Annotated in this window: 24 protein-coding genes and 1 pseudogene; 10 read left to right on the top strand and 15 right to left on the bottom strand. The window is 51.6% G+C overall.

Features of this window, described 5'->3' with window-relative positions; translation table 11 throughout:
- Positions 1-257: 257 nt before the first annotated feature.
- Complete coding sequence (locus BHW66_RS06290) at positions 258-824, bottom strand: hypothetical protein (RefSeq protein ID WP_217730334.1); 567 nt, start codon at positions 822-824, stop codon at positions 258-260.
- The gene (locus BHW66_RS06295; RefSeq protein WP_128153685.1) at positions 817-1,401 is read right to left on the bottom strand and encodes a hypothetical protein; all 585 of its coding nucleotides are present in this window, start codon (positions 1,399-1,401) and stop codon (positions 817-819) included. The genes BHW66_RS06290 and BHW66_RS06295 overlap by 8 nt, the downstream gene beginning before the upstream one ends.
- Before the next feature lie 293 nt (positions 1,402-1,694).
- On the opposite strand from BHW66_RS06295, the pseudogene BHW66_RS06300 reads away from it, so the two are divergent.
- Positions 1,695-1,964: pseudogene (locus tag BHW66_RS06300) on the top strand (restriction endonuclease); the annotation flags it as partial.
- Between the two features lie 135 nt (positions 1,965-2,099).
- Here the strand turns inward: BHW66_RS06300 and BHW66_RS06305 are convergent.
- The 11 genes from BHW66_RS06305 to BHW66_RS06355 all read right to left on the bottom strand — a co-directional run bounded on the left by BHW66_RS06305 (position 2,100) and on the right by BHW66_RS06355 (position 10,110).
- Positions 2,100-2,270 (bottom strand): hypothetical protein, encoded by a 171-nt coding sequence (locus BHW66_RS06305; RefSeq protein WP_237970298.1) that lies wholly within the window; start codon positions 2,268-2,270, stop codon positions 2,100-2,102.
- Entirely contained in the window at positions 2,267-2,434 is a 168-nt protein-coding gene (locus BHW66_RS06310; RefSeq protein WP_153816449.1) for a hypothetical protein, read from the bottom strand. Before BHW66_RS06310 ends, BHW66_RS06305 begins: the two co-directional genes overlap by 4 nt.
- Positions 2,435-2,461: 27 nt before the next feature.
- Positions 2,462-2,596: a hypothetical protein gene (locus BHW66_RS06315; protein WP_257227976.1), complete on the bottom strand. Its 135-nt coding sequence runs from the start codon at positions 2,594-2,596 to the stop codon at positions 2,462-2,464.
- Entirely contained in the window at positions 2,590-2,949 is a 360-nt protein-coding gene (locus BHW66_RS06320; RefSeq protein ID WP_128153687.1) for a hypothetical protein, read from the bottom strand. The genes BHW66_RS06315 and BHW66_RS06320 overlap by 7 nt, the downstream gene beginning before the upstream one ends.
- 36 nt (positions 2,950-2,985) lie before the next feature.
- Positions 2,986-3,765 (bottom strand): DUF932 domain-containing protein, encoded by a 780-nt coding sequence (locus tag BHW66_RS06325; protein WP_237970299.1) that lies wholly within the window; start codon positions 3,763-3,765, stop codon positions 2,986-2,988.
- Between the two features lie 417 nt (positions 3,766-4,182).
- Positions 4,183-5,148, bottom strand: coding sequence for a HipA domain-containing protein (locus BHW66_RS06330; RefSeq protein WP_102734756.1), 966 nt, complete (start codon positions 5,146-5,148; stop codon positions 4,183-4,185).
- On the bottom strand, positions 5,138-5,473 hold the full coding sequence (locus BHW66_RS06335; protein WP_046436046.1) for a HipA N-terminal domain-containing protein: 336 nt from the start codon (positions 5,471-5,473) through the stop codon (positions 5,138-5,140). The genes BHW66_RS06330 and BHW66_RS06335 overlap by 11 nt, the downstream gene beginning before the upstream one ends.
- Positions 5,470-5,700, bottom strand: a complete 231-nt coding sequence (locus BHW66_RS06340; RefSeq protein ID WP_094139776.1) for a helix-turn-helix transcriptional regulator — start codon at positions 5,698-5,700, stop codon at positions 5,470-5,472. Before BHW66_RS06340 ends, BHW66_RS06335 begins: the two co-directional genes overlap by 4 nt.
- A gap of 250 nt (positions 5,701-5,950) precedes the next feature.
- The gene (locus BHW66_RS06345; protein WP_102734757.1) at positions 5,951-6,505 is read right to left on the bottom strand and encodes a hypothetical protein; all 555 of its coding nucleotides are present in this window, start codon (positions 6,503-6,505) and stop codon (positions 5,951-5,953) included.
- Positions 6,506-6,862: 357 nt separating this feature from the next.
- Positions 6,863-7,867, bottom strand: coding sequence for a hypothetical protein (locus BHW66_RS06350; RefSeq protein WP_215711836.1), 1,005 nt, complete (start codon positions 7,865-7,867; stop codon positions 6,863-6,865).
- Positions 7,868-9,051: 1,184 nt separating this feature from the next.
- Positions 9,052-10,110, bottom strand: coding sequence for a hypothetical protein (locus BHW66_RS06355; RefSeq protein WP_128153689.1), 1,059 nt, complete (start codon positions 10,108-10,110; stop codon positions 9,052-9,054).
- 757 nt (positions 10,111-10,867) lie between these two features.
- On the opposite strand from BHW66_RS06355, the gene BHW66_RS06360 reads away from it, so the two are divergent.
- The 3 genes from BHW66_RS06360 (at position 10,868) to BHW66_RS06370 (ending at position 13,344) form a co-directional block, all read left to right on the top strand.
- A complete protein-coding gene (locus BHW66_RS06360) occupies positions 10,868-11,908 on the top strand; it encodes a hypothetical protein (protein ID WP_102734759.1) in 1,041 nt (346 codons plus the stop codon).
- A complete protein-coding gene (locus BHW66_RS06365) occupies positions 11,898-12,716 on the top strand; it encodes a nucleotidyl transferase AbiEii/AbiGii toxin family protein (RefSeq protein ID WP_046436036.1) in 819 nt (272 codons plus the stop codon). The genes BHW66_RS06360 and BHW66_RS06365 overlap by 11 nt, the downstream gene beginning before the upstream one ends.
- Positions 12,717-13,047: 331 nt before the next feature.
- Positions 13,048-13,344: a hypothetical protein gene (locus tag BHW66_RS06370; protein WP_128153382.1), complete on the top strand. Its 297-nt coding sequence runs from the start codon at positions 13,048-13,050 to the stop codon at positions 13,342-13,344.
- Positions 13,345-14,200: 856 nt separating this feature from the next.
- Here BHW66_RS06370 and BHW66_RS06375 read toward each other — a convergent pair.
- Entirely contained in the window at positions 14,201-15,163 is a 963-nt protein-coding gene (locus tag BHW66_RS06375) for a carbohydrate kinase (protein ID WP_046436172.1), read from the bottom strand.
- Between the two features lie 412 nt (positions 15,164-15,575).
- Here BHW66_RS06375 and BHW66_RS06380 point away from each other — a divergent pair, with 412 nt between their 5' ends.
- The 6 genes from BHW66_RS06380 (at position 15,576) to BHW66_RS06405 (ending at position 25,365) form a co-directional block, all read left to right on the top strand.
- A complete protein-coding gene (locus BHW66_RS06380) occupies positions 15,576-16,079 on the top strand; it encodes an 8-oxo-dGTP diphosphatase (protein WP_046436031.1) in 504 nt (167 codons plus the stop codon).
- 847 nt (positions 16,080-16,926) lie between these two features.
- Positions 16,927-18,126 (top strand): glycine C-acetyltransferase, encoded by a 1,200-nt coding sequence (gene kbl, locus BHW66_RS06385; protein ID WP_012419137.1) that lies wholly within the window; start codon positions 16,927-16,929, stop codon positions 18,124-18,126.
- A 14-nt stretch (positions 18,127-18,140) separates the two neighbouring features.
- Positions 18,141-20,780, top strand: coding sequence for an SUMF1/EgtB/PvdO family nonheme iron enzyme (locus BHW66_RS06390; protein ID WP_046436025.1), 2,640 nt, complete (start codon positions 18,141-18,143; stop codon positions 20,778-20,780).
- Between the two features lie 162 nt (positions 20,781-20,942).
- A complete protein-coding gene (locus BHW66_RS06395) occupies positions 20,943-21,713 on the top strand; it encodes an AAA family ATPase (RefSeq protein WP_012419139.1) in 771 nt (256 codons plus the stop codon).
- Positions 21,714-21,953: 240 nt separating this feature from the next.
- Positions 21,954-24,701 carry a protein kinase gene (locus tag BHW66_RS06400; RefSeq protein ID WP_180975852.1) on the top strand — a complete coding sequence of 916 codons (2,748 nt, stop codon included), beginning with the start codon at positions 21,954-21,956 and terminating at the stop codon, positions 24,699-24,701.
- 85 nt (positions 24,702-24,786) lie between these two features.
- Positions 24,787-25,365 carry a hypothetical protein gene (locus BHW66_RS06405; RefSeq protein ID WP_046436023.1) on the top strand — a complete coding sequence of 193 codons (579 nt, stop codon included), beginning with the start codon at positions 24,787-24,789 and terminating at the stop codon, positions 25,363-25,365.
- 315 nt (positions 25,366-25,680) lie between these two features.
- Here the strand turns inward: BHW66_RS06405 and BHW66_RS06410 are convergent.
- On the bottom strand, positions 25,681-26,308 hold a 628-nt coding region (locus BHW66_RS06410), incomplete at its 5' end, for a hypothetical protein (RefSeq protein ID WP_286688965.1).

Here is a 26,308-nt window from a genome sequence, read left to right on the forward strand (position 1 = left end):
CAGTGCCCCGCAACGCTTCATTTTGATAAGTCGTAGAAAGCGTATTCTCCTGTCAATGCTGGCACAGATGCAGTATAACCGTACATCGTATTGTTACTCCAAATCAAAGCATGGAAAAATTCAATCTCCCGAGTGTTGAGCCGTACGCTGCCGCTGGGAATAGAGGTGAGTACTCCCTCAAACAACACTTCAATTCATCATAAAATACTTTCAATAAATGTATTGCGTATTTTTTGTACAATACAGTTGTTATACGATTACAATTTTCCCAATAATTTCGGATATTTCTTCCGCATCTCTTCGTGATATCCTCTGTCAATGATCCTCGCAGGGAGACTTTTAATGGCTTTCTCCCTCTGCTCGTTATCGGGATTCACCTCCAGATAGCATTCCAGATCGTTGCTGAGACGACGGACATCCTGAAGGATTGTCGTATTGTAATAGGTCAGAGGTTCCGTCACTTCCTCAAAAACAAAATCAGCCTGTCCCAGAAGGTGCGTCTCTTCAAAAGGAAAAGCCGACATCAACAGTTCTGAATTATTCACTTGGAACCCCAAGGGGCCGGGTTCCTTGAAATTCTGTGTATAATGAAGAGAAGAAAGGGGAGAGTGGCTCCACCGAATATCTGCATTATTCATGAAATTGATTATTTGCTGAATACCAATGTCCCGTGGTTTTGTCACATAATGGCGTTTGACAACTTTTCCGCGCTTGTGATTTTTCTTCAAAACGGCCAACAAAGAATCTGCGTCCCGTAGGCCAATGATGCGTCCTCTGCGGTAGATAATAGAGTCTTCTTCCTTGGTTTTGAGAGCCTTATTCACTTGTGATAATGAAATCTGTCCGGATTTCTTCAGGATGGAATTGTATATGTGCTTCTGACTGGGAAAGAAATTGCAGTTCAGCAATGTCTCTGCGACCTGAATCGCCACGCCCGTATAGGGATTCTTCATGGCAACAGGTAATAGCTTGTACTGATTTCTGAATTCGTTTCTCATCATGAAAAATCCTTTCCATAAAAGAACTCCGTTTCCACAAAAGTCGACGCCACATAAATTGTGTTGCTCCAGGGTTTCCAAATTTTGTGTCGAAAGATAGGGAGTAATGAGTAGTGGAGGGGAGAAAAAAGGCATCCTCCAAACTGCTGGATGAACGACAATTCTTTTGTTTGAGCTCTTTCAGTACCTTCAGAAATTTCTTGGCTGTCAGTCGTTCTACTTCAACAATAATGAAATTGCGTGTTGTGCCAAGAGCAGAAGGATTTTTGCCGGAAAATTCGAATCTATCCTGATCGGAATCGGGATCAATCTCATTATCAAAAAGAGGGGACTGAGTTTTAAAAACCATACGTCCCTCCAAAAAGGAACGGTGTGATTGAAGAAATGTTAACTTACACTTCATGGCAGCAATTATAAAACATGCTGCAGTAAGAACAATACCTCAAATAAACGTAATTCTTTTGTAATCAATCATGAAATTTACTTTCGCAAGATTATCTTCGTGATGAAATACATCCCTTTTCTTTTCACTCGTCATCCCACCTATTTTTCCTTATTCCTCAAGGCAAAGGAATAGGATAGGCATAAGAGGTGAGCAGTACTCCCTATGGTGGAGATGGAGGCGTTGATGTGCGAGGCATTATGACGGTACATGATGTCATTCATATCAAGTTGGCGGTATAAGCCAAACGATGGAAAGCCAATGTTCAGTCTCCTGTCGTTCAACAACTTCACGGCAGTCTGGGAACAGATGAACGAGGCTTGATTGTGACGACTTCCAATTTTTCCAGAGGAGCCAGGGATGAAGCGAGGCGTACCACCTCCCATACCCCCATCGATTTGATTGACGGCGACCAATTGGTTTCTCTTCTCGTAGAATACAATCTGGGAGTCAGGAAGAATCGTTATCAGCTTCTGGAACTGACTCCTTCCTTCTTCTCTGATGAGGAAGAAATACAGATCTGACAGCTAAAAAAGAGGAGTCGATTGGACAACCTCTTGAGCGCCTTCCTCAGACGACATATCGTCCTGGAAGGCATATCTCATCGTCGGGCGATGAGAGTGTAGATGGCCTGCAGCAGCTGGGCGAGGATCATGGAATCAGCGGGGTGGATGTTGAGACCAGAGATCTTCCTCCTCTTCCTCCTCTTCCTCATCAAAGGAAGGAGGACGAGAGCCGTTCCTCTGCTTGTTCCGGATGAACTCGCCAACCTTGTCCGAAGCATAGCCCAGCAGGATGCGGGTGAGCTCGAACAGGATGATTTTAATCATGGGCATGGCGTTTGTGAGTGGGTGACGGCGTCGATGAGGATTTGCTCCAAAGCCTGGACAATGGCCTCAGCGCCTTTTTTGTACACAACGACGGCGAGCAGTTTCCCATTGTGATGGAGAACCGCCCAGTAGCGCGTGCTCTTGTATTTGACGATGTGGTACATGGTTCCGGTATCTGGATGGATGTTTCTTCAACAAAGGTAGAACCACAGAAGCAGCCCTGCCATTATCAAGCCGAAGGCCAGCACGATTCCCCATTTGAGGAGTGCGAACAGCCACGGGAACAGGAACCAGCCTGCCACAGTCACGAGAAGAAAGGTCAGCATACGGATGATGGGTGATGATGATCTTCCTGTTCGATGACTGTCCGGGAACCGGTTGATGCCCGAGTATTCCTGCCGGCCAGCCGGATGTTGCCCAGGTAGGCGGCCCACTTCAACAGGGCTATTCTCCCGTCCCAGGTGGGATGCCAGGTGCGGGGGAAGACGAAGGGATCGTCTTCCTCCGTTTGGCGGATGAGCAGTCCACGGTGTTCCAGCAGGCGAATGATTTGCCTGACCCGTCCCCGTTCTTCCGGGTGGAAGGAGGCGATCAGCTCATCGCTCGTTTGTCCGGATACGGATTGCGTGAGGATCAGGACGGCGGCTTGCGCTCCCGTCAATGAGCAGGATGGATTCATGAGATGTTTCCTTTCCTGTTATCTTTTTTATTACACTCAGGCGATCAGGCCGCAGACGGAATCGCACAGGCCGTGCAGAGCCTGGCTCCGTTTGGCAGCCACATGCGGGTTGACGGCCTTGAACTGCTCCGTGAAGGCGTTGAACAGGCTCCAGACGGTGCGGGGCCGGAATTCCTCATGAAGCGGCTCTCGCCAGTACCTGATGACTTCCGGCAGAACGGTCGGCGTGATGGCCCGGCAGTCGACCGCCCGGATCAGAAGATCATGAGTCGCCTTGTCGGTCAGTCTCTGTCTTTTGTAGGCGGCGATCCGTTCGTCTTCGCGGTGGAATTGCTCTCCCAGCCTTCCGACGGCGCGGGAGGTCATGAAGCGCAGATCCCGCACGGCGAACCTCGTATGCTTCCGGGAGAGTTTCACTTCTCCGGTGAAGGCAAGGTTGTCGCAGACGAAGACGCGCGTTCCCATGACCAGGGAGGCCGGGAAGGTCTTGTCATGGGAATTGCGTATGCCGACAATCCACGAGTAGTCGTCGGGGCCATCGTCAGGACGCAGGATTTGGAGAACTCCGAAATACCGCTTTCCTTCATGGCTGAGGGCATGGGTGGTTTCCCCGATCCCGAAGCCGTGGGCGGTGAGCTGGGATTCCACTTCCTTCAGAAGGAAGTCGTGGGGAATCGGGAACCACGATTCCGTACAGGACGGGGTTTCCACACGGGACAGAGTTCTCCTGTCGATGACTTCAGCCCCGCAATGGAGGAGAAGCCCCTTACGGAATACAGTCGGAGGAACTACTGGAGCCGTTGCCGGTTCCGGCATGATGTTTCTCCGCTGGAGGTGAGCTGCCTGTCTGGTATCTTCCAAAGGCAGGATGTGCCGGGCTGTCGCCGGACAATGAGGCAATGCGATGATAGGATACATATTGATGATGAAATATGGGTTGAAACGAAAACACCCGCTCCCCTGCGAATGGGAAACGGGTGTTGAGGGATGAAGACAGAAGCTAAATGCCTGTCTTCAAGTCTATATAACGGGCAGCCGGCAAGAATTGCTGCCTACCGCCAATCGTCTGAGTGAATGGAAAGATGTCGGGACTGTTCTCCTGAACTTGTCCGATACTTGTATTGAGCTTGTTCGGAACTTACTCGGTACGGAATTGCTTTCAAACCTTTCCCTGCAATCTGTTCTCTACAAGTTTCATTTCATGATAGGGGGCAAGGAAATGGCAGGTAAATTTCATCGAAGGGTATTGTAGCGCGTTCTGTAGGAGAGCATGTAGGCTCGTTTGGCCGGGGGAGAGAGGAATGAGCACTTCACTAGGGTCTCTACTTCTTCTCTGGATTTCATCAAATGGTCGATGACTGTCCTAATGCGTTTGTCCTGCATCCCCAGTTGCCGTCCGAACTCTTCAAACAGGTTGCGATTCGTGTGCGTCGATGCGCCTCGAAACAAGCCGCCGGACAGGGCGAAATCGCTGTCCTGAATGTGCAGGCTTGTGTTGAGCAGATCGTACGCGGGGGACAAGGTCATATCTCCCTGAGGAGTTTCCAGTACGGAAAAATTCTTCAAATGCGCGTCGCCGTTCGAAAACAGATAATTGAACAACACCAGACGGAAGAAGCGTTCCATTTCAATTTTCCACGCGGGGACGTAACGCTGGATGAGCTCTCCCATTTCCAGGTAGGAGTAATCATATTTGAAGTTGGAACCGCCCTGGGCGGATGTTTTCCCGGCCAGTGAGGCGAAGTCTTCCTTGCGTAGTTTACTGCCCTTCTGAGTAATGTCAAATCGCCGGGTGATATAGGCTGGTTCTCCGGTCTGAAAAAAGCATAGTCCGTTGGGAGCCGTTGAAATTCCGAATAGCTGAGCGGCAATTTGCATGGTCACGTGTTCGTTGGCCGGCATGTCGGAAGCCCGGGCGAGGCGTGATGAGATTGGCTTCAGAAGATGCGTTCCCTGTTCTCCCGACTTGGTCAGACGGATTGTTCCCTGGTCAACAAGAACAGAGAGTTTTTCCTGAACCCCTGAGATGGAAATATGCTCGCGGTTTTTCAGAAACTCTTCCGGCTCTCCATGAATATCGGGGGCGTCATAAGGAAGAATCGGAGACACTTTTTTACCGTCGAACAGTTTCCGCAATCCGGCCGGGCTGTAGGAGGTGAATCCGGGAACCAGCGTCGAGGGGCAACGGTCAATGTTCATCGTTGGTATAAGGCTGTACTGTTAATGCTCCAATCGTATCATCATGACCTGTTGCAAGGAGCAGCCCGAAATGATCCTTTTCATCCAGATGGAAATGACGGCACTGAATTTCCTTGTTGACGCCTTCCGAGAGCATGTTGAAGAAAACGGGAAATAGATGGGGGGAACGGTACTCTTCGGAGGTTTTAGGCATTGTCAGGCTGATGGGAGGAAGCTCTTCTCTCATCAGGTAGGAATCCAGATACCGGAATACATAGCTGGAAGGGGATTCTTCTGTCAACGTTCCGGCAGGGATATTCCGCAACAATACAAGGGCGTTTCTCATGATTCAGGCCCTTTCATCACATCGGTTCTTTTGGGGCTCAACGACATTTCCAGTCCCAGTACATCGAATAGTTCCATCAGGATTCTGAATGTCGGGTTGGCCTGCCCAAGTTCGATTTTATTGAGCGTATTGATCCCTATGCCGGAAAGTTCGGACAAATCCTTCAGGGTAATGCCCAGTATCCGGCGTCGTTCTCGAATGTATGTTCCGATATCACTCAAATTCACAATACAATGTGAAATATCATGTTTTGAATGTTCTGTCTACTCTGTTTTCTGGTAAAATCACAATATGATGTGATTTTTGGGAACCGAAGATATCTACTACTGAACAAGAACTTGCTTTGAAAAGAAGTGTTTTGGTGATTAGAGCCGGAAAACTTCCCGGCTCAGGAATTTCTGGATACGGCAGATAAAACAAGACTCCGTTGCCGGAGCCCTCCATGGAAAGGCTCCGGCAACAGGGATATGCAGATGTTTACCGCATTTCAGGTGCAGCAACCTCCTGAAGTCGAGCACAGCTTCCGAAGGAAGGAGCCTTGCGGGATGTTCCTCCTGATTTTTCTATCAGTTCGTTGATCAGGGAAGATGCCTCCAGCTTGTTCAACTGTGAGGCTCCCTTGCCAAAGCAGAGTACGGCCAGATCATGAAGTTCGGAATTGTTGATCCCGTTTTTACGTGCCAGCGATAGGATAACCTGCCTCTGTTTTTCCGAACAGCTCCACGCCGGTTCTTCGGGGTGAGATGTCTGAGGATTCGAAGACGGCGGCTCAGGCAGCCGTGAAACCTGACGCATGGCAGGAAGCGGAGCGCCGGATATGTTTCCCGATCCATAGGAGGCATCAGGGACAAATCCGACCCGCCGGATCTGGGTATCTACAGCGGACTGGAGCGAGCTGTAGAGACGTTCTGCGGCAAAATCGAGTTCTGACGTATTTCCGATCTCCGTTTCGATGGAGACTTCAAACTGATGGGAGGAATACCCCGGCAGGCCGAGGCGCTTGCTGTAGTTGGCGATGAGTTTGATAGCCATGATGAATTGATATTATTGATAGTTAATGATAAAGGCCTCTGCACGCAATGCATGTAGAGGTCGGGAAATGGCGGATACTTGTCCCGCTCATCTTCATATAACACCATCGTCACCTTAATTGAGGGAGGAAGGGGGCTGATGATTCCGATCAAATACCTCATTTATAGCAGAAGCCAGGCTTCCGATGTAATCTTGCGGGGGGCGGCTCCGCCCCCGCTCGCTGGTTCTCTTTTTTCTTTTTCGCTTTCTCTCAAAGAAAAAAGAATCCGCTCGACGACGCAAGATTTAACACGGAAGCTCCCCTTCCGCCTCACCTTGAGCACACCCGTTAAAGGCGTGCCCAAGGTGGCCCTCCCTTCAATTTAAGGGAGCATGATTTGAATTCGTTTTTACCAAGGCATGATATCTTCCGGCATGTCTTTTCACGTATCCTTTTCTCTCCATTCTTCGCATGAAATTGACCGTTTCCACACCAAGGTTTCGGATGGGCCATCCCTCCGGCATAATGAGAGCTTTCAAGGCTTCCTCCTTGATTCGGCTTGCTCTCAGCAGGAGTTCACTATCCAGAGCTTCAGACCATAATCGCAGCTTACGATCCATATTAAGGACGGAAAACCACCATAGGGCTATGGAATCGGCAGAAGGCAATGGTTTGCTTAAACTATTCACCAAGTCCTCTATTCGTCCCCGTGAATGCTTAATGACATGATCAATGAGGCGGCACAAGTCATCCAGGCTGCTACACATTCGTCTTTTGCATGCGCCTTCAGGAAAATCCGCAACAAGTGCGCCTCTATTACATCTGAGCTCAAATTTGAAGATGTCAGCTGTCTTGGCGTAGCAAACAAGTTCCATGCCATTACGCGGATATCCATGGCAGGACACGAGGCTTTCCTGATCGTCCTTTCCGCAATCAATGGCGCCTGCCCGCTCTCCGTGTATTCTAAATCGATTCTTTTTGAAATGCTTCTCAAAAAATGGCTTCATCTGATTGACGATGAATGGAGCATTCCCTGCGGAAAGATAATGGTAGCAGACTTCCATACCTGCAAGAGTAACGCTTACCCCGTTGTCCCAAATGCTGCCCACAGGATATTTTTCTTGTTGGGTTTGGAAGTAAGCTCGCTTGATGTCCTCCCATTCCATATCAATCACAGCATTCAGCATCTTTTTGAGGTTAGCAGTGCGTTGTGCAGCAGTAATGGGTTCTGCTAACCAGTTAGCAGATTTCTGATCGGCAATAGCGGGATTACTAAAATAAATTCGAGAGAACTGCTCTTGAGCCGTCTGTTGATCGGCGGTTCCATCTATCATCCAGAGATGATTTCTTAGTGTTCTCAGAAGGTTTACTGAGATATACATGGTTATGAGGATACTTTCCTCTTTCTGGCTGACGACAAGCTCCACATGGGAAAGAGGTGGGGGGACCTCCCTTAACGAAGGAAATGGCCAGAAGGGTGCGAATTGTCCAGGCAATGAACAATGGTTGACAGGAGTATTCCGAGGCCTAGGCCCTCCTTGATAAGGGGACGGTAAATAGAGGGTGAGCTTCCTGGTCGACAATTTCAGTTCATTCTCCCGGGATGTTTTTTGGTGAACGTTGTGCAACAGGCTCTTCCCCAAAGCATGATTTGAAGGATTGCCCTCCAGATGTTTGATGAACCCATGTAGATCGGTTATGCCATGCAGAGCTGTCTTGACGGTTAGAACGATTTTGTCAGGCAGGGCTTTTTCTTGAGAAGGAAGTGGACATCCCCAAAAGAAGGTATCCCAAGTGCATGGGGTGTGAGAAGGGACTGCTTGGAATGGTTGCTCAGTTTGGTATGTATTTTCTAGTTCACAGAGAGCCTTTGTCTTGGGCTTCCGGATGGATCTGCATCTCCGAACCATACCGAAGAGGGATGGATGACCTCGCTGTTTCAAACGCTGTTCCGTTGCGTGAACGTCTACAAAGCGACTTTTCCCGATACTCAGGACACATAGAAGCCCCTTTTTCTCCAAGTTGTAGACTGTTCTGCGGCACGGGATGGCAGAAGGAGGGAACAAGGAAGGAAAAAGGGACAATTTGACAAGGGTTGTTTTCCCTAATTCATATTGGAAGCCCTTCTGCAGGGCCTGCGCTTCCAAGCATGTCTTCAATGCCGACAGATGTATAACCCTTTCTTCATTTATTCTTTTGCAGGGAAGAATTCCTTCTTTGATCCATGAATAAATGAGTACCCGGGAGGGTGTAGAGCCTAATGAAAAAATCTCGTTATTATCTACGAATTCTTTGATTCGACAGCATTGAGATTCCGATATGGAGGATGCCTGTGCTGACCGCATCCTTTCGGAATCTACTCAGACTGCGGGTAATTTAATCAACTATCGGACATGGAATTTCCTCTCCTGACTTTCAGTCACAAGCAACTTACAATGAATATGCCAAATATCGAGCACGTCCCATATCCGTAGTACATGAGAAACGGATACAGAGAGGACATGGTTCCTGCATGCCGACTTTTAAAAACTCAATGGTTCATTTTCCGAAAAATGAAATCCATTTTTTACGAAGTCGGAAACCAGCCGAATCCCCAACGAGTCAAAAGCTGTGCCAACTTGGTATTGGATGAACATTTGGCTCCTCCTTCCTGCAACCCGGAAGAAATGGACAGGATTGAAAAAGAGTCTTTCTTGCAGGAGTTGGGAGGCGCAAACAATTGAAGCCATTTTTCACGTACATCCCAGCGAGTGAAATTCTTAAATCCTTTTTCCGCACACAGTGCGATGAAAACAAGTTTGAGGGCACGCCAGCTATTGACTCCATCGTGTTTTTCTGCCGGCAGGATCGTATCCATGGCAAGAATTCTGTCTGCTTCTTTGGCTATTTCGGCGGAGGTGATATCCAACGTCCAACCCAATGTGTCTCTGGCGTCCAATGGAGATTCATTTTCAAAATCTTCAACGGGCGTTTCCAGGAACTTTGCGGCCTTTTTCAAAGGCAATGCCCTTAACATGCCAGCAGCTCTACGGAGTTTCAGTATCAACTGTTCGCATTCCCGGGGTGTTTTAACGATGGATTGCGCATATACAGCTTCGCTTCTCAATACCTTCTCATCATCAAGAGAACAGTTTGAGTCGAACAGAGGGTGTGATTCGAGTCTAATACTTTCATCGAAGTACAATTCCCAAGGCAAGGAGTAGTAAAGGTTCAGATACTCTTCCGAAAAACGTCCGTATTCATCTACTACACCAGCATCCTTGATTTTTGAGGTCAGGAGCTGCCTGGGGAAAAGAGCCTGCCTGTATTGAAAGGAAGATGTGTGGATCTCCATGCGAATGGGGGCATTTGGGGAATACCTCCACGCACGCAGATATCCTCCTTTTTCTCTGAGGTCCTTTTTAATTTCTTTAAGAAGCGTTTCTTCTCTGTGATTTTTTCTCACAGATACCCCCGGATTTGTTTTTGAGTTTGCCAGGATTTCTCTCCAGCTCCTTATAAGACGATCTCTGGCGGAAGATACCCGCTTTTGTTTTCCCTGTGGCGTTTCGATAGAGACAGTCTCCGAGTACTCCCAATATTCGGATTGGAGGGAAGGTAAATGAGCTCGACCTTGAGTAGTCATGATTATAGGTGGTTTAGATTAAGATGAGGCCTTCCTCAGGCAAGAAGCAAAATGGAAGCTTAATATTTGATTATTATTTATCAACGTATTACGAATAAAATTCGATCTATTCCTCGGTAGTTCGATAGTTGTCAGGAAGTTCGGCTATATGGGTAAATTCCAGAGGGATGCATTCAAAACAAGCATCTCCCATACAAGTACCTCAATACTGCCGTATCGGTCAATTCATGACCAGCTCCGGAATTTTCTTTCCGGGCTCATCACCCTCCTGGGGAACTATCCATGCCTGGATTGAAGACAGATGCCTTCCTGTAAAACGGATAGGTAAGACGAACTACATAGATATGAAAGCTCTGTCTCAACGATTGGCACGGCAAGCCCTCGGCAACGGGTTCCGATACGTCATGGAAGAAACCGAGCTTGTCAAATTGTCTCTTTTCCCGAAAGGAACCGATTTGTTCGACAGTTCCTCCTGCCCCTGTCGCAGAACCGTCTACAACTGGGAAAAGAACGGCATGCTTTGCATCCTGTGCCTTGGAAGCAGCCGGTTTGTCGACCTCAGGGCAACGAGGGAGCGCTTGCAAAGGGAACATTCATCCTCTCATTGACATAGTTGCCGTTGCCCCCTTTTTAATCATTCACTCAAAAACTTTAGAGCTCGAATTTACTCTATAGGTAGAATTTACTGACGCAGTGAATTTTGAATATAGAGTAAATTTATGTTGTGCATACAAAGCAGATCAAGTAGAAAAGTCCTATGGAGTCAAGGCAGGAAGCATCCCTTATTTCTACAGAAAATGAATTGCGTGAGGCATTCGCAAAGCTTCACGATACATGGGACTTTCCGCGACTGTCCATTGAGCCAACCAGAGTGGTTCTTGATTTTGAGGAATATGATGATGCCGGGAGGCCGCAGGAATACATTGAACTGCCGACGGTTTACAGGCTGATGCCGCCTCGAAATCTGGATTCCTTTAGGGATCAATTACTCGTTCTTCCCTGTATTCCAGCGGGGCCGTTCGTTAAAAAAGCCTTGGAAGCTCATGTTGCCGTTGCTGATCCCAATGGAGCGTTTTATTACAAAAAAGGGAAAGTTTATTTTGGCAATACTGGAAGCCCCTTGAAACGATTTCGATTCAACAAAGGCGCCAAAGACCTGTTCTCCGGTAAAAGCGAACGCATTGTCCGGGCTCTTCTTTTCAATGTTTCCAAAAAATGGAGCCAAAAGGATTTGGCCGAATCAACAAGAACAAGTACAGCCTTGGTGAATAAAGTCATCAAGGGGCTGGAAGATAGGCAATTTATTGATCGTCATCCTTATCGGCAAGTTTCTCTTCTTCATGAACGGGAGTTGTTGGACATATGGCATGAAAAGCGCGCTCATCAGAGAGTTGTCCGGTATTCCATTGTAGGAATCGGTATTGCCGAACTGGCTGATATGTTGCTCCAGTGGGCGGAGAAGAACGGAGCCAGGGTAGGATTTACACAATGGGTTGGAGCCTGGCAACGCGCCTCTTTTACGGAACCAGTCATTTGTAGTGCCTATGTGTCTCGTATTCCGGATTTGTCTGAATTGTCTCCGGGGTTGGTGGGAAGAAGAGTGGAACAAGGGGGAAATCTGCTCTTGTTCTATTCTGAAGATCAGGATGTCCTGCGTCAACTCCAACGTTCCCGTCATGTCCCGCTGGTTTCGGATGCGCAAATTTATATCGATTTGAAGGGACAGGGGCTGAGGAGTGAAGAAGCCCTGGAGGCCCTTGAACAATGTCCGGATTTTTGCAGGAATCATGAAATTTAATCATTATACCAGCTACAGCGAAGTTATTACGAATCATGCGGGAAAGGTACTTGCCTCCCTGTGGGGAGCCTTGGAAAACTATCGTCATGGCATGGTTTTAATAGGGGGCCTGGTGCCCAGGTTCATCTGTTCCGGCAATATGAATACCACTCTCTTGAGGCCGGTGACTCTTGATGTGGATTTGGGAATCAGTGTTGCTGTAGACGGGGACATGTCACCTATCGATTGGAAATTGAGAGCATTGGGGTACCGGGAAGATCAGAAGGAAGGAGGACGTTTTATAGCAGATATAGATGGCATTCGTATCCCTATTGACTTTCTCACAGAACACGTCCACCCCACCAGTTCGATAGAAATAGCCGGAATCAGAGCCAGTAATTTGCTGGGCGTTAAACGGGCTATCGAGTCCTCCCGCAAAATCATGTTTGAAGTTCCGGATGAAGAGGGGGAAGCCATACAGGTTCCTCTGCGTGTTTGTGAAGCAGGAGCTTTCCTGATGCTTAAGTTGCGGGCGTTTCTTCATCGCCGCCAACCCAAGGATGCCTACGACCTGTACTACGTCATGCGTTACTACGATGGGAAACATCAGGATGGCTGGAATATTTTCCAACAGTTTGCATTCGAGAAGAAATCGGGCAATACGGCAACACAGGACGCACTTCAATGTCTGGAAACCTATTTTAGCAGGGAAGAAGACGAAGGTCCCTCCAAAGCCGCCGATTTTGTGGGGACACACGTTTCTTCTGAAATGGCTCTGGAAATTCGTCAAACTCTCGTGACTGCGGCAGAGGCTTTGTTGCGTTGTTAATGAAGCAATCTTCAGTAAAAGAGGTATCGGAAAGAGTTCTTGCGAGCACTGTCTGGGAATATCTGGTTTGTCAACCTCAGTACGACGAGGGAGCGATTACAAGGGGAGCATTTATCCTCTCATTGACAGAGTTACCGTTGAATATTCTTCACGTTCGTCATCAATTTTAGCGATTTTTGCACACTTGTTTCATTTTGAGCTGATTTTTCCTGCAATTCTCGCTAACTTTTCTCTATTCGATCACATGGCTTCTTTTCCGTCCAAATAGTTTGAGACTGTCCCTGTCAATACACATGCCCTTAAGTCTGCGCTTAAGGAGTACAAGGTTCCCATGGTCAAAATATCCCTCCTGCAGAGAGAAGGCGTCATTCTCAATCTTCGCCGGGAGATTTACCTGTGTCTTCCTGAAGAAGGGGAGGGCACTTATTCTCGTGAACTTGTCGCGAACCATCTTCTTCATTCCTCCTATGTTTCTTATGAAACGGTATTATCCAGGGCAGGAGTGATACCGGAACGGGTGGCTCTTCTCAAGTCCTCCTGCATGAAGCGGAGCAAGGTGTTTGACAATGCGACAGGTCGTTACGAGTACACATTCAGGCGCCCGAGGCTTATTTTCCGATTGGCCTGACCCGGCAAAAGACGGAAGAAGGGTATTTCTACCTGACAGCGACTCCCGAAAAAGCTTTGTGCGATTTGATTGTCTCTTCATCCAATCTCCACATTCAGTCGATGAAGACCATGCGGTCTTATTTGAATGAGTACCTGAGAGCTGACTGGGACATGATCACCGGGATGGATATCTCCATTATCCGGGCATGTGCCGAAAAGACGAACAAGAAAAAGAACGAATTGAATTTTCTGGAAAGGACGATGTCATGCCTTTCATCAAAGATCAGAACACGCTTAATATCTGGTCGACAGAGTACTTCCTGCAATTAGCGGACATGGTGAAGTTGTCCTAGGAAAATACTCAACCTCATTCGACCAACAAAACCCTTCTTGCATTCGCTTGATTTACTCCATATTCGGAAATTTACTAATGCAGTGAATTCTGAATATAGAGTAAATTTCCAATCTCTTAAAAAGACATAAGAGGGCAGATTTTACACCTGCGAAAAGGCATTCAAAAAGGGCTTGCTTCTGCACGTTTGGTAGCCTATTGGTAGCCGAGAGGAGTTAAAAAACATTTATTATTGATAATCAATAGTAATGCATAGGACTAAGGATCTAGTGGTGATAAACCGTAGGGGTTCGAGTCCCCTCCCGAGCACCATCCTCTTTCATACCGCAAGTTGCTGGTTTTCAGCTCTTGCGGTTTTCGTTTGCCGGCGGCGGGAAAATAAGCCGCAACACATTTTTTATCAACAGGGGAGGGCATGCGCTATAAAAAGAAAGGCATTTCCCCACTTCCGGCCCCCCCGAACTCTTACTTGCCGGAAACAATCCGGACGTAATCAGTAAAGGATTGGCCCTTACGGCATCCGTTAAAAACCCTCCGCCATCAGGGCCACGGCTTCTTCACGGCTCGGCATGGAACGGATGGCTCCCTTGCGTGTCGTCACAATGGAAGCGGCGGCATTGGCGAATAAAAGCATGTCCGCCAACTGGCCTTCCGTCAGGTTTTCCAGCCCGGTTTCCAAAATCCGGTCCAGGCAGCATCCCAAAAAGGCGTCTCCGGCTCCTGTTGTGTCAATAGTCTTGACATTCAAGTACGTAGGCTGGTGAATAAGTTTGCTTTCATAGGCAGCCCAGCTTCCTTTTCTACCCCCCGTCACCAGAATAAGGCGCAAATTGTCGAACTCCCTCTGCAAAATCCTCAATCCTTCTTCCATGGTGGCGCAGCCGGTGAGAAAGAAAAGTTCCTCCATTTCTATTTTCATGATGCCGCATGCGCCGCATCCGTAGAGCATTTGTTCCCGGGCCAGTTTCATATCAGGCCACAGGGGCGGACGGAGATTGGGGTCAAAAGAGATGAGTTCTCCTTTTTTCCGCGCATGGCTGACGGCATGCCGGGTAGCCCTCCGAACATCATCATGCGTCATGGAAATCGTCCCGAAATGGAAGACGCGCGCGTGCTCCACCAATTCAAGGTCCACTTCTCCCGCAGTCAGCTTCATATCGGCGCCGGGATTACGGTAAAAGGAAAATTCACGGTCTCCGTGTTCGTCAATCTGAACGAAAGCCAACGTCGTATTGACTTCCCGGGATGCGACGAGACCTGAATCTCCGATGCCTTCTTCCTGAAGCGTGCGGCGAAGCATTTTCCCGAACATGTCGTGGCCCACCTTGCCAATAAAGGAGGTTTTGCGCCCGAGCCTGGACAGCATGGACAGGACGTTGCAGGGCGCTCCGCCCGGATTGGCCTGATAAACGGGCAGTTCCCGGTCATTTATTCCGCAGGGAGTGAAGTCTATCAGCAATTCTCCGAGAGCTACGACGTCATACATGCTTTTGCAAATGTTGAAAGTAAACCTTCCGGCGAAATATAAACCGGGAGAGATAAAGAAGCATAGAACGCGACGGCCTTGCGGGAAAAGGAAAAAGAGATTCATTCCAGTCATGGCGGAAAAGGAATTTCCCTTTTTATCCCGCCCTGCAGAAACCTCGAAGGTTGATGGAGCATCCGAATGTGAACAAGTATGGCATATATCCCTAACGCCCTCCACTCAGGAAATGCCCCCTTACGGGCATTTATGGGCGCGACTTCTTCTGCTCCCTCCCATTCCTCCGCAACAAACACGCATTTTCAAGGCATTTCAAGCTTCTTTAAGAGAATTCAACCCTTTTCAAGCATGTGTGATGGTCACAGTATTCCGCATTTTTCTTCATGATTCCCTTCCCATCCTGTAATATGCGCCCATGCAAGAAAAAAGCAGCGGCTTTCAATGGCCCGCACAGTGGACCCCCGATATTCTCGCCACGTTAATGTTCGTGGTGCAGAAAGGAAGGATTCTCCTGATACGCAAAAAGAGGGGAATCGGCGCGGGCAAGGTGAACGGCCCCGGCGGAAAGTTTGAACCGGGGGAAACGGCCCTGCAATGCGTTTTGCGGGAAGTTCGGGAAGAGCTTCACATTGATATTGAGGATGCCCGGGAAATGGGCGTGCTGAATTTTTCCTTTGCCTGCGGCACCATTCCGGAAATCCGCTGCCATGTGTTTATGGCGACGTCTTTTACAGGCACCCCCACGGAAACCCCCGAGGCGGAGCCCTTCTGGTGTCCGGTGGACGGGATTCCCTATGACCTCATGTGGCAGGATGACCGGTTCTGGCTGCCCGCCATGCTGGACGGGAAACGGTTTGAGGCGTTTTTCACGTTCGAGGGGGACCGGATGATGGAATTTTCCCTGAAAACCGGGGATTGAACCGCCAAGAAACCCCAGGTTGCGGCCTCCTCCCTTTAAGCCGGATGGGGAACGCTGAACTTTTTTTATTCCGTCCTTCCCCACGGAGGCAACAGATTCAGAAGGAGGGGGAAACAGTACTGCCCGGCGCTCCAGAAAAGATTCCCTGAAATTCACCTGAAGGTGGGGGGCAAAGAGGGGGCATTTGCCCCTGAAGACCATTCTGAACAGCAGCTAACGTTGAAGGGCCGGCTTCCGAAAAAAATGGACCTTTCCCCTTGTACCGGGATACATCATATTCATCTCCTTCCCTCCAGGTATCCTGAAACGGATCATAGGAATTGCTCCGGACGCCAGCATCGCAGAGATTTCCCCATGGCGTCCAGAAAAAGGAAAGTTCTCCCTGCCGGAAACCGGTTCCGGCTTGAGGTTCATGCGAAGGGCTGGAATTCAGCCAAATCCGCGGCTTCGTAAGAAAACGGGGGGGATGGTTGCATAACCGGACCGGTAATGGAGGTTTAAGGGAGCAAATCAGCTCCGGCCTTTATTTTTTCCAAGCGCATCCGAATATCCACTGGTGCATCAAATCCCTTTTCCGTAAACGGGCGTGGGCTTTTCTTTTTGCCCGGTATCCGGGAAATGCTGATTTTTCCGATGTTTTGCCTTCTTTTTCAGGTAATGCGCGGATGCCTGCGCCCTTGCCGCTTTTTTACTTTGCACGGGGAAAGGACGGCTCCCGCCTCCGGGCATCAAGCCGTATTCTTTAAGCTTTTCCTCCCGCTTCCGTTGTGATAATGATGCGGGAGCAACCGTGTGATCCTTGATCGTTCACTTGCTGACTATTTCAATTCATATTCCATTATTCAACATGTATACCCCCGAATTCAAAAACATCCTCACTTCCACCCTGGACGGACTGCGTGCGGAAGGACTTTACAAGGAAGAACGCTTTATCGCCTCCCAGCAGTACTCCCAGGTGACGCTGAAGGACGGACGCTCCGTCATCAACATGTGCGCCAATAATTATCTGGGCCTTGCTAATAATCCGGAAGTGATGGAAGCCGCCAAGAAAGCCATCGACCAGTGGGGTTTCGGCATGGCGTCCGTGCGTTTTATCTGCGGCACGCAGACCCTTCACCGTCAATTGGAAGAACGTCTTACCCAATTTCTCGGCACGGAAGACACGATTCTGTTTCCCTCCTGCTTTGACGCCAACGGCGGGCTGTTTGAAGGCCTCCTGACTGCAGACGACGCTATTATTTCCGATTCCCTGAACCACGCTTCCATTATTGACGGCGTGCGCCTCTGCAAAGCCAAGCGCTTCCGTTATGCCAACAACGACATGGCAGACCTGGAAGCCAAGCTCCAGGAAGCGGACGCCGCCGGAGCGCGCGTGAAGTTGATTTCCACGGACGGCGTCTTTTCCATGGACGGCATCATTGCTCAGCTGGACAAGATTCACGAGCTGGCAGCCAAGTACAATGCCATTGTCCACTTTGACGACTGCCACGCCACGGGCTTCCTGGGCGAAAAGGGCCGCGGCACGCATGAATACCGTGGACTGTTCGGCCATATAGACATCACCACCGGTACCCTGGGCAAGGCACTGGGAGGCGCTTCCGGCGGCTACGTCTCCGGCCCGAAGGAAGTAGTGGATGTCCTGCGCCAGAAGGCGCGCCCGTACCTGTTCTCCAACAGCGTGGCCCCGGCTATCGTAGCCGCTTCCATCAAAGTGCTGGACCTGTTGGAACAGTCCACGGAAGCGCGCGACCGCGTAGAAGCCAATACCAAGTATTTCCGTGACGCCATGACGGGAGCCGGATTCACCATCGGCGGCAAGGACCACCCCATTTCCCCGGTCATGTTGGGGGATGCCGTCCTGTCCCAGAAATTCTCCGCCCAGCTTTTGGACGAAGGAGTGTACGCCGTCGGCTTCTTCTATCCCGTCGTTCCCAAGGGACAGGCCCGCATCCGCACGCAGATTTCTGCGGCCCATACCCGCGAACAGCTGGACAAGGCGATTGAGGCCTTCTGCAAGGTAGGTAAAAACCTGGGCGTTATTTCCTGATTCCCGCGCTTTCCATGGCTTCGGACGCATCACCCATGCCCGGCGGCAACCTGCCGACGCTGCCTGTCAAGCGGGTGGTGCGTCCCACTCCCTCCATTCCGGACCATGAAGTTGTGCGCCAGATAGGGAGCGGCGCGTACGGAGAAGTATGGCTGGCAAAATCCCTGACCGGGGCGTGGCGCGCCGTCAAAATCGTATGGAGGGAGGATTTTGAAGACGAGCGTTCTTTCAACCGGGAATTTGAGGGCATTCTCCAGTATGAACCCATCGCCCGCAACCATCCGGGGCTGGTCCATATCCTGCATGTAGGGAGGCATGACCAGGATTCCCCGTTTTATTATTACGTCATGGAACTGGGCGACGACGCCCGCACCGGGGTTCATATTACACCGGACGAATATATTCCGCGCACGCTCCAGACGGACAAGAAGTTTTCCGGCAACAAGCCTCTTCCCCTGGATTACTGCCTGGAGGTAGGCAGCCAGCTGGCCCACGCCCTGCTGTACCTGCACAGCAAGAACCTGACGCACCGGGACATCAAGCCGGCGAACGTCATCTTTGTCAACGGACGCCCCAAACTGGCGGACATAGGCTTGGTGGCCCATCTGGACCAGCGCAGCTTTGTAGGGACGGAGGGATTCATCCCCCCCGACGGCCCCGGCACCCGGAGGGCGGACGTTTACGCGCTGGCCAAGGTTCTGTATGAAATCAGCACGGGAAAGGACCGCATGGATTTTCCCGAACTCCCGGATGACTTGCCGGAAGGCACCGTGCGCAAGAAATGGCAGGCCTTCAACACCATCATTTGCCAGGCGGCGGAACCCCGCATTGAGGAATGCTCCATTGATTCCGCAGAGGAGCTGGCGGAAAAAATAGACGCCCTCCGGGGGTATGAAGTTCCTTCCCGTTTTCGTCTTCAGAAGAAAAAGAAACGCCGCAAACTCAGACGGGCTCTTCAGCTTCTGGCTGCAGCCGTCGCCGGAGCCCTGACTGCCTACTGGGGGGCTTTATGGCTCAACAACAGCCAGCATCCGCCGGAGGAACCTGCCTCGGATGTTCATCCGGATATCCAATCATCCGCTCCGGAAGAAGAATCCCGGACCGGATACGTGCTGGTGACCAGCTCCCCGGCGGGAGCGTCCGTGTATGATGCGGACGGCAACTATCTGGATGAAACGCCCTACGGCCCCATTGAACTGCCTTCCGGCTCCCCGGTAGCCTATACCATCAAGAAATCGGGGTTTGCGGACAAGGAAGAAGCGGGAACCGTCAAAGGAGGGTCCACGCTGGCCCTGGGCGGTGTGCTGAAGGAGTACCATCCCCCTACGGACAGCCAGCCCTGGAAGGATACGGAGGGTGTTACGTACCTGCCCGCAGAAACACGCCATGTGGCGCAAGGCCCCCTTACCGCCGCCCTGTTCAACAAATTTCTGAGGGAAGACCGCCAGAAAGGGAATTTCCAGATGAAAAGGGAACAGACGGAACCGGGGCATCCGGAGAAGGATGTGGCCCTGCTCACGCAGGACGGCATCACGGCCTACCTGGCATGGCTGAACAAGAAATGCGAACGGGAGGGGCTGCTGGGCAAGGAATTTTCCATCAATGCGGATCCGCTTCCGCAGGCTTCCGGCAGCACGGAAAATCACAATGCCTACGTCCTGAACGTCACCCGCGTGTTCCAGGTGCCCATTACCGTCACCACCAATCCGCCGGGAGCCAGCGTCTTTTTCAATAACAGGCTCATCGGGCGCACCCCCATTGAAGAATACGTCAACCAGGTTCCCTACGTCATTGAAATCAAACTGCCGGGGCACGCCACCATGCGCCGCAGGGGGCTGGATCCGCAGGATTTATACCTTTCCCTGCAGTTGGAGCCGGACAAGTCCGTCGTCTTTGGCTCGCCTTGGACTAACAGCCTGGGCATCAAATTGGTTCCTGTGGGAGGAAATGCTCTGGTCATGACCCACGAAGTGCGCGTAAAGGACTTTCAGGAATTCCTGAAAGCTACCGGAAGGAAAGCTCCGGCCCGGCCCGGCTTTCCCCAGGGAGAAGACCACCCGGTGGTGAACGTCAGCAGGCAGGATGCGCGCGCCTTCGCCAGATGGCTTACCAGCAAGGAGCGGGCACTGGGCTTGATTGATCAGCACGACTCCTACCGTCTTCCCAAGGATGAGGAATGGAGTTCCTGGGTGCGTCTGACGGATGAACAGGGAGCCTCCCCCTATGAAAAGACGCTGCCTCATGAAAACTCCCGGGAAGCCTTCCCGTGGGGGTATTCATGGCCGCCGCCTGATAAAACGGGAAATTTTGCGGATCAGTCCGCCCTGATTTACTTGCCGTCCTCCCGCGTTATCGTAGGATATAACGACGGGCAGCCATACACGGCTCCCGTAAAAACCTTTCCGCCCAACCACCTGGGCCTGTACGACCTGGAAGGAAACGTCATGGAATGGGTAGACGATTCCTATGGGGGGCCGGAATCTCTCCCCATCCGCAACTACGGCGTCGCCCGCGGAGGCAGCTACCTGTCCTTCCGCCCCAAACAGCTCACCACTTCCATCCGCACTCCCCTGCCGGAAAATACGAGGGATAACGCGCTGGGCTTCCGTCTTATCCTGTCTTCCGAACGCCCCGCCATTCCAACAGCTCCCTGACGCCGTATCTGCGGCAGCGTTTCTCCCCCGCTCTTCCCCTCCCTGAAACACACCGCCCCCCAAGGGAGAAAGCCCTGAGGCTTGAGAGAGCTTCCGGCTCTCCGGGAAAATGATTGAAAGGACCTCCCGTTATGCTACCATTTTTCCGCATCCTTTTCCTGAATGAAAATCATCGCCATCGCCAACCAGAAGGGGGGAGTGGGAAAAACCACTACGGCCATCAACATGGCTGCCGCCCTGGCTCAGCTGAAAAAGAAAATCCTTGTCATTGACCTGGACCCGCAGGCCAATGCCACCAGCGGCATGGGCATTGACGGAAAAGACATGCCCAGCCTGTATCCGGCCCTGCTCGGCCAGCTTCCGGCGGAAGAGTGCATCCTGCCTTCCGGCAGGAAACGGCTGGATATCATCCCCTCCACCATGGACCTGGCCGGCGTGGAAATAGAATTGGCCCGTTCCGGCAACCATCTGACCCGCCTCCGGGAAACGCTCGCTCCCCTGCGGGAGTCAGACACCTATGATTACTGCATCATGGACACGCCACCTTCCCTGGGCGTTTTAATGACCTCCGCCCTGGCCGCCTGCGACGAAGTGCTGACTCCCCTCCAATGCGAATGGTTCGGTTTGGAAGGGCTGGCCAAGATTCTGCACGTGACGGCGCAAATCTGCGCCAGCGGCGCCAATCCCCGCATTCGGCATGAAGGAGTACTGATGACCATGTATGACGGCCGCACCAATCTTTCCCGCCAGGTCATCGACCAGGTGGAACGGCATCTGCCCCAGATGCTGTACAAAACGGTCATCCCCCGCTCCATCCGGCTGGGGGAGGCCCCCAGTTTCGGCCACACCATTTTTGAACACGATCCTTCCGGAGCTGCGGCGGACGCCTACCTGAAAGCAGCCCGGGAATTCATCAAACGCCATAAACCCTGAACATTTGAAGAAACAAGCTTCCCGGAATGCCGCAAACCTCTGCGAGAGGAACAGGCAGAAAGGGCACCGCAGAAAACTTCCTCCTTCATTTTGCCTTCCGGGTTTGTTGCGTCCATTTAACGTCAGGAAAACATCTTCCATACCGCCCCCCCCGGAGACGGAGGAAAACAGGCATTCCCCTTGACTTGACTTCCGCGGCATATAAGAATGCTCCAGCTCCGTTTCAGGAACTTTCCCCTCATGCCAGCAGAAGAAGGCCAGCCAGACGACCAGCCCCGGGTGACAGGGCAAGTCCCGCCTCCCGCTCCGACGACAGGCCTGGAACAGATTCTGCCCGGACGTCCGCCCCTGCCCCATGCGGAAGAAAAAGGGGCCTTTTTCGTTTACCAGCGGGAGCTGGCTCCCGGCACGCGCCTGGAACAATATGAAATCATCCGCGTCCTGGGTAGCGGAGGTTTTGGCATCACATACCTGGCGAAGGATCTGTTCCTGAACCGCAACGTGGTTATCAAGGAAAACTTCCCTTCAAGATACTCCTACCGGGACCCTCTGACCGGGCATATCCGGCCCAATAATGAACACGATCTGGAAAATTACACCTGGGCTCTGAAAAGCTTTCTGAGCGAGGCTCAGACGCTGGCGGAGCTCAACAACCCCGGCATCGTCAGAATCCTTTCCGTCTTTGAAGCCAACGGCACGGCCTACTTCGCCATGGAGCATATTACCGGCCTTTCCCTGGATTATCTGGGGGAAAAACTTCACAGCACCGGGCACCGGTATACGGAAGACGAACTCAAGGGGCTGCTGACGCGCCTGCTCCGGATTCTGGACTATCTCCATTCCCGGCACATTTACCACCGGGATATCAAACCCGGCAACATCCTGCTGACGGAGGAAGGCACGCCCGTGCTGATCGACTTCGGAGCGGCACGGCATGCCCTGAAACTTCATGCCGCCACCGTCCTGACCACCCAGGGGTATTCCTCCCCGGAACAGGCGCTGGGCAAAACGAATATCGGCCCGTGGAGCGATCTCTATTCCGTAGGGGCCACTTTTTACGCCCTGCTTACAGGAAATCCTCCGGACCGCGCGGAAGCGCGCCTGGCGGAAGATGAAATGCAGCCGCTGCACAGCGATCCCGTGCTCACCCGCTATTATTCAAGGCAGTTCCTGCTTTCCCTGGACAAGGCGCTGGCCCCCCAGATCAATTGCCGTTACCAGACTGCCGGCGAATGGATTCACGACATTTGCGCCATTTCCGGGGAAGAATCCTCCGCCACTATTCAAGTCCTCCCGGCAGACCTCCGCCATGCCCATCCGGAAGGAATGCCAACTCCCGGCGCCGGGAAAAACATCGGCAGCAGAAAGGCCGCCACCGGAACGGACGGTCTTCATTCCGCCTCACGCAGGCAGTCCGCACGCGCTCTTCGCCGCAACCGCCACATGATGTCCCTGCTGGTAGGAAGCGCATGCACCATCCTGCTGGGAGCGGGAGCATTTTATCTGCTGGATTACATGAAAAAAGCCCCTATGGGCACTACCATCAATACCATCAAGGAAGCCATCCAGCAGCCCGCGGCAAGCTCCAACGTGGGAGAACCGGAACCGCCGCCACGGGATCTGGCATCCATCCGCATTCCGGAACTCAAAATAACGGAAGACGCGGCGCTGGAACCGCGGTCGCTGACGGAGTTCCGTTTGCGCCTTGACGACACCATCCTGACCCGTTCCGGGCTTCCTCCCATCCTGCCGGAAAAACTGCGCATCTCCTGCATTTATCTCCAAATCATTCCCCCGGCAGCAAACGGGGAAAAACTGTACCTCACCATCCGGGACTCCAACGGCGTCCTGGTAGACCGCTCCATCAATGCCGTCCCCTCCTTCACGGTGCCGGGGCAATCCACCTCCACCTTCTTCTTTCCCGCACTTCCGGAACTGTCCACGGACCGCACCTACACGTACTCCTTTGAAAATGCCGCCCACCAGGCCGTTCCCATGCAAATGGCATGTTTCAAAAACGAGACGAAACGCACGGAGGAAGCCTTCCCGAAAATCCGTTTCATCGCTGCTCCCCCCGTACCGGAACCGGCCCTGCTCCATGACCCGGCCTACAAAAATCTTGTGGCGGCAATCGCCGCGCCCTCCCCGGAGAACAAAAATATTCTCGACCAGGCAAATTCCATGCCGGGTATGCTGCCGGCCCTGGAGCAACTTTCCAAAGCCGGCTACCCGATAGCCCAGCAGGCACTGGGGAAAACCCTCATATCTCCGGACTGTCCCGACGGTTCCAGGCCGGAAGAAGGCGTGGAATGGCTTTACCGTTCCGCCACAGGAGGGTGCTATGAAGCCATGAAGGAGCTGGGCATTCTGCTCATGGACATCCCCTCCTACTTTCCCCGCCTTCCCCAGCAGCCTCCCCTTGCCTCCCGGGATTACGCCCAGGCAGCGCGTTTCCTGAGAATGGCGGTCCAATACCGGGACCAGGAGGCCCTGTACCTGCTTTCCCTCATGTACTCCCAGGGCTGGGGCGTACCCGCCTCCCCGGAACTTTCCAGCCTGATGATGGAACGCCTCAATGGATCCTCCTACTCCACGGACAGCCTGAATCCCAACGCGCCTATCGCGGCGTACTGGCTTCCCCTTGCCGGAGAAAAAAACACCATTCTGCGCTTCACTATTCCAGGGCCGTTCGCCCCGTCCCAGCTCAAGGGCGTTACTCTGCACAATACAAGCCTGAAGGATGCCTTCTCCATCAGTAAAATCAATATTCTCCAACATGGGCGCCTCATTCTGGACATCATTTCCCCCCAGGAAGTGCTGCCCGGTAAAAGCTCCGCTCCCATAGGCATATCCATCCCGGAAGGGCTGCTGGCGGATACGACCCTGCCTCTGGAAGTGGAAATTTTGCTGACCCCCGGAAACAGCTGCGGCGTGGTGGAAATGCCCCCTCCGGTGGAAAAGAAAAACTCCGGAATTGAAATCAATTAAGCTTCACCGCTTTTCAACGCGAAACAACAACAGGGGAAACGGAAAACACCCTTGATTCCCGCCTGGGGCATGCTACAAAGGATAAATGAATGCCCCTGTTTTCCTGCGGCGCATGCTCCCTATGCTGGCCGCGTTCCTGATGGTCTCCTGCGGTGATCCTACCGTCTCCTACTGGAAAAAGGCGGCGGACATCAATACGGAATACTCGGAAAAAAGCGACGTACTGGTGCAACGCCTCCTGAAACTGAAAAAGAACCCTACCCTTCCGGGCCTGGAAGAAAGCAGCAGGGATGCGGCTGACCTGTTGCGGGAAAGGGACGAAGAACTGGCGGACCTGAGCACGAAAAACGTGGATCCCGCCGTGACGGCCTATGTGGAAGAAGACCGCAAGCTTTTTGCCAGAGGAAGGGAATTGGCGGAACGCTACCAGCAATACTTTGAAAAATATCTTAAGGGAGGACCGGATTTTACTCCGGATCCTTCCCGGGCCGTCGCCCATATAGGCCGGGGCCGGCAGGAAATACGCAAAATTCTGGCAGAAGCCCGAAAACTGGAAGAACGGGCTGAAATGCTGAGAAAAGAAAAATCAGCTGAGCTTGAGCAAGAACTTCCTCCGCTGCACTTTCGCCTTCCGGAGTTGAAACAACTTCTATCCAGCCGTTAGAAAACGCGTACGAACCATTTGCATCAATGCGGAGTCACCGCCAGTCTGACAGCGGCCTTTACACTGCACGGGCGGACACAACCGGCTCCTGAAACTTTCCCCGTCCATGTTACGGAAATATCCCTTCCCTGGATTTACAGGAAAAACGAGTCCCCCTGCTGTCCATCGTCGTTTATTTCAGCATTCAAATTTCATTCCCTGAATACCCCTTAGCACAGGCTTCATAGTTTAAAATTCCAAAGAAGGGGTTTGCCTCCCCTCCACAAAAAAGCCCCGTTCATATTTCATGAACGGGGCTATATTAATTTTTCAAATTCACCTGGGAGTTTGATCAATGACGATAAAATCCTTTTTCCCCACATACTCCCTCCGGGCATCCGGATCTCCATATCCGTCCCGGAAACGTACTTCCAATTCGTATATTTTCCCGCTGGCCAGAGGTTGTAAACAGGTCAGCAGCAGGTATGCATCCTTGACAGGCACTTCATGTTTCTCTCCGGGGTTTAGAGTAATAAAGCGCATAAGATTCGCGACACGCTCCATTTGATAGGAGGGAAGATACCATGCCGTTGGCCTTTTTCCCTTCTTTCCGTTTCCCTGACTCCATATCTTGATGATCATATTCGGCCCGCGTTCCTTGAGAGGATAGAAGTCGTCGAAAAGACGCACAGCCTTTTCTCCCTTATTGGCAAACACCAGCTTGAAGTCCGGAAAAACGGCTCTTGGATCGAACGAAGCCTTTTCCATCACCACGGAACATTCAACCCCGTTATCGGCCATATCCCCCCATGCAGGAGCATGGAAGAACAGGCTGGCCAAAAGCCCTAAAATTTGGAAGATTTTCTCATTGCAGCGCGAGCTTTTGGGAGAAGGCGAGAATTCGCGCTTCATCGTCGAGTTCCCTTCGTACTTCCCTTCCTGGATAGGTTCCCTGTCCATCGTG

The organism is Akkermansia sp. 54_46, assembly GCF_001917295.1.
Lineage (GTDB): Bacteria > Verrucomicrobiota > Verrucomicrobiia > Verrucomicrobiales > Akkermansiaceae > Akkermansia > Akkermansia muciniphila.